The organism is Trinickia sp. (assembly GCF_051961175.1).
In the GTDB taxonomy this organism is placed as follows: Bacteria; Pseudomonadota; Gammaproteobacteria; order Burkholderiales; family Burkholderiaceae; genus Trinickia.
In genome coordinates this window covers 1-3,684 of the sequence record NZ_JBQCDN010000270.1, presented here as the reverse complement: position 1 = coordinate 3,684, position 3,684 = coordinate 1, and the positions used below count along the sequence as shown (strand labels likewise).

Here is a 3,684-nt window from a genome sequence, read left to right as displayed (position 1 = left end):
TCATCCGGCGTGATGAACCCGAAGCCTTTCGCGTCGTTGAACCATTTGACCGTACCAGTTGCCATACCTACTTCCCCTGTAACTCATGTCCTACCACGAGCGCGCTCGAAAAGCTCGACAGCCGCGTGATGTAGCATGCAGCCGCCCCCTCCGCACTAGCTCACCTCGGCATTTTTTTTCGTATCCCACTTCTTACGGCTAGCTGAAAAAAGTGCCAGCTTGATTGTTGGATCTCTTTAAGCAGGTGTCAAGAGAATTTTGAGATGTTTTCTGGAGCGTTGCATCGAGCGCGTCGATTCAGGGTTTCTCCCGCTTCCTTTTGTGCGCTGGCGCAAGCGGTGGCCCTTGAAAAGTCGCATAATCGACTCAGATAGGACCGGCGCGGCAGTCGGCCGTGGCGTGTGGCCCGCCCGGCGCGGTGTCCGGAAAGTCGGCACGCTATGTGCGATACTGGATCGGCCGCGATGCCCGGCCGCGTGAGAAGTGGTTGCGCAAGCGAGGTGAGGTACGGCGAGGGCGCGAGGCGCGCACGGGTCGCCGTTGGCGGTGGCCCGGTCCACCAACTTGGTCGGTCGGGTTTTTGCGCAGATTGCGGGCCCGTCCGAGTTGTTTAGAATGGGTGTATGGCGATTATCCCGGACAAGCAGGAGGGCACGGTACTGGAGCGGCAGGAAAAAGCGCTGAAACCGCCGTCCATGTATAAGGTTGTCCTGCTCAATGACGATTTCACGCCAATGGAATTTGTCGTGATGATCGTGCAGGAATATTTTAATAAAGACAGAGAAACCGCTACGCAGATCATGTTGAAGGTGCATCGCGAAGGGCGGGGGGTATGTGGGGTCTATACGCGGGATATCGCGTCGACCAAGGTCGAGCAAGTAGTTACGCACGCAAGGCAAGCGGGGCACCCGCTGCAGTGCGTGATGGAGGAAGCATGATTGCCCAGGAACTGGAAGTCAGCTTGCATATGGCGTTCATGGAAGCACGCCAGGCACGGCATGAGTTCATCACGGTCGAACATCTTTTGTTGGCGTTGCTGGACAATCCGACAGCCGCCGAGGTACTGCGTGCCTGCGCGGCCAACATCGAGGATTTGCGCCAAAATCTGCGCAACTTCATCCACGACAACACACCGACGGTGCCCGGCACCGACGACGTCGATACGCAGCCGACACTCGGGTTTCAGAGGGTGATCCAACGCGCGATCATGCACGTGCAGTCCACGTCGAACGGCAAGAAGGAAGTCACCGGTGCGAACGTGCTCGTGGCGATCTTCGGCGAAAAGGATTCGCATGCCGTCTACTACCTGCAGCAGCAGGGCGTGACGCGTCTGGACGTCGTGAATTTCATCTCGCACGGCATCGCGAAGACAAGCAGCAGCGATGCGGCGAAGGCGGGCGAAGCGAACGCGGAGTCGGAAGACGCCGCTTCGCAAAAGGAAACGCCGCTCGCCCAGTTCACGCAGAACCTGAATCAGATGGCCAAGGACGGCCGCATCGATCCGCTCATCGGGCGCGAGTCGGAAGTCGAGCGCGTCGTGCAGGTGCTGTGCCGTCGTCGCAAGAACAATCCGCTGCTCGTCGGCGAGGCCGGCGTCGGCAAGACGGCGATCGCCGAAGGGCTGGCTTGGCGGATCACGCGTGGCGAAGTGCCCGATATCCTTGCCGATGCGCAAGTCTATTCGCTCGACATGGGCGCGTTGCTGGCCGGTACGAAGTATCGCGGCGATTTTGAACAGCGTCTGAAGACGGTGCTCAAGGAGCTCAAGGAGCGCCCGCACGCCATTCTGTTCATCGACGAAATCCATACGCTGATCGGCGCGGGCGCCGCGTCGGGCGGCACGCTCGATGCATCGAATCTGCTCAAGCCGGCGCTCTCGTCAGGCACCCTCAAGTGCATCGGCGCGACGACGTTCACCGAATATCGCGGCATCTTCGAAAAGGATGCGGCGCTGTCCCGGCGTTTCCAGAAGATCGACGTGACCGAGCCGACCGTCGAGCAAACCGTCGCGATTCTGCGCGGGCTGAAGTCGCGCTTCGAGGAGCATCACGGCGTCAAGTATTCGTCGGGTGCGCTCTCGGCCGCGGCCGAGCTGTCGGCGCGCTTCATCACCGACCGTCATCTGCCCGATAAGGCGATCGACGTCATCGACGAAGCGGGCGCGGCGCAGCGGATCTTGCCGAAGTCGAAGCAGAAGAAGACGATCGGCAAGGGCGAAATCGAGGAAATCATTTCGAAAATCGCCCGAGTGCCGGCGCAAAGCGTCTCGCAGGACGATCGCAGCAAGCTGCAAACGCTCGATCGCGATCTGAAGGCCGTGGTCTTCGGCCAGGATCCGGCCATCGATGCGCTCTCGGCGGCGATCAAGATGGCGCGGGCGGGGCTCGGCAAGACGGACAAGCCGATTGGCGCGTTCCTGTTCTCAGGGCCGACGGGTGTCGGCAAGACCGAAGTCGCCCGCCAGCTGGCCTTTACGCTCGGCATCGAATTGATCCGCTTCGACATGTCCGAGTACATGGAACGGCATGCTGTCAGCCGCCTGATTGGCGCGCCGCCGGGCTACGTCGGTTTCGATCAGGGCGGGCTGTTGACCGAAGCTGTTACGAAGAAGCCGCACTGCGTGCTGCTGCTCGACGAAATCGAGAAAGCGCATCCGGACATCTTCAACGTGCTGCTGCAGGTGATGGATCACGGCACGCTGACGGATAACAACGGGCGCAAGGCCGATTTCCGCAACGTCATCATCATTATGACGACGAATGCGGGCGCGGAATCGATGCAGAAGGGGACGATCGGCTTCACGTCGCGCCGGGAAACGGGCGACGAAATGGCCGACATCAAGCGGATGTTCACACCCGAGTTCCGCAACCGGCTCGATTCCGTTATCAGCTTCCGTTCGCTCGATGAAGAAATCATCATGCGCGTGGTCGACAAGTTCCTCATGCAGCTCGAGGATCAACTGCACGAGAAGAAGGTCGACGCGCTCTTCACCGATGCGCTGCGCAAGCATCTCGCGAAGCACGGCTTCGATCCGTTGATGGGCGCCCGCCCGATGCAGCGGTTGATTCAGGATACGATCCGCCGCGCGCTGGCCGACGAGTTGCTGTTCGGCAAGCTCATGAACGGCGGGCGTGTCACGGTCGATGTCGACGAAAGCGACAAGGTCCAGCTGACCTTCGACGAGAACGCCGCGCCGCGTAATCCGAATCCGGAGACGGTGGAAGTCGAGTAGAGGTCGAGAAAAGGGTAAGACCGGCGAGCCGGGTTCGCCCACATAACAACGGCGCTTCGTAGTTTGAAGCGCCGTTGTCGTTTGTGTGCGTTTGAAGCGTTGGGTGGTGGGTGCCGACGCGATAGCTGCCGCTTGGCCTTAGCCCGTTGCGGCTGCGCTACGCGAACCGCAGCATGGCCCTTAGCTCAATGCTTGCCGGTGCTGCCGAAGCCGCCCGCGCCGCGCTCGCTCGTGACGAATTCGTCGACAATGTTGAACTGAGCCTGCACCACGGGAACGATGACGAGCTGTGCCAGACGTTCCATCGGGTTGAGCGTGAACGTAGTATGTCCACGGTTCCACGTCGAAATCATCAGCTCTCCTTGGTAATCGGAATCGATCAGGCCCACGAGATTGCCGAGCACGATGCCGTGCTTATGGCCGAGGCCCGAGCGCGGCAAAATCAACGCCGC

Annotated in this window: 4 protein-coding genes; 2 read left to right on the top strand and 2 right to left on the bottom strand. The window is 60.5% G+C overall.

Annotated features, from left to right (window positions below):
- A partial coding sequence (locus ACTHL0_RS15960; RefSeq protein ID WP_440567781.1) for a cold-shock protein occupies nucleotides 1-65 on the bottom strand: 65 nt, incomplete at its 3' end.
- 558 nt (nucleotides 66-623) lie between these two features.
- On the opposite strand from ACTHL0_RS15960, the gene clpS reads away from it, so the two are divergent.
- Nucleotides 624-938, top strand: coding sequence for an ATP-dependent Clp protease adapter ClpS (gene clpS, locus ACTHL0_RS15955; protein WP_440567780.1), 315 nt, complete (start codon nucleotides 624-626; stop codon nucleotides 936-938).
- Nucleotides 935-3,232, top strand: a complete 2,298-nt coding sequence (gene clpA / locus ACTHL0_RS15950) for an ATP-dependent Clp protease ATP-binding subunit ClpA (protein ID WP_440567779.1) — start codon at nucleotides 935-937, stop codon at nucleotides 3,230-3,232. The genes clpS and clpA overlap by 4 nt, the downstream gene beginning before the upstream one ends.
- A 185-nt stretch (nucleotides 3,233-3,417) precedes the next feature.
- On the opposite strand, the gene dut is transcribed toward clpA, so the two are convergent.
- Nucleotides 3,418-3,684: dUTP diphosphatase (dut, locus tag ACTHL0_RS15945; RefSeq protein ID WP_440567778.1), on the bottom strand; the 267-nt coding region annotated here is incomplete at its 5' end.

Excerpts from the sequence above, each read along its gene's own strand:
- clpA (WP_440567779.1), top strand. The coding sequence starts at position 935 with ATGATTGCCCAGGAACTGGAAGTCAGCTTGCATATGGCGTTCATGGAA.
- clpS (WP_440567780.1), top strand. The coding sequence starts at position 624 with ATGGCGATTATCCCGGACAAGCAGGAGGGCACGGTACTGGAGCGGCAG.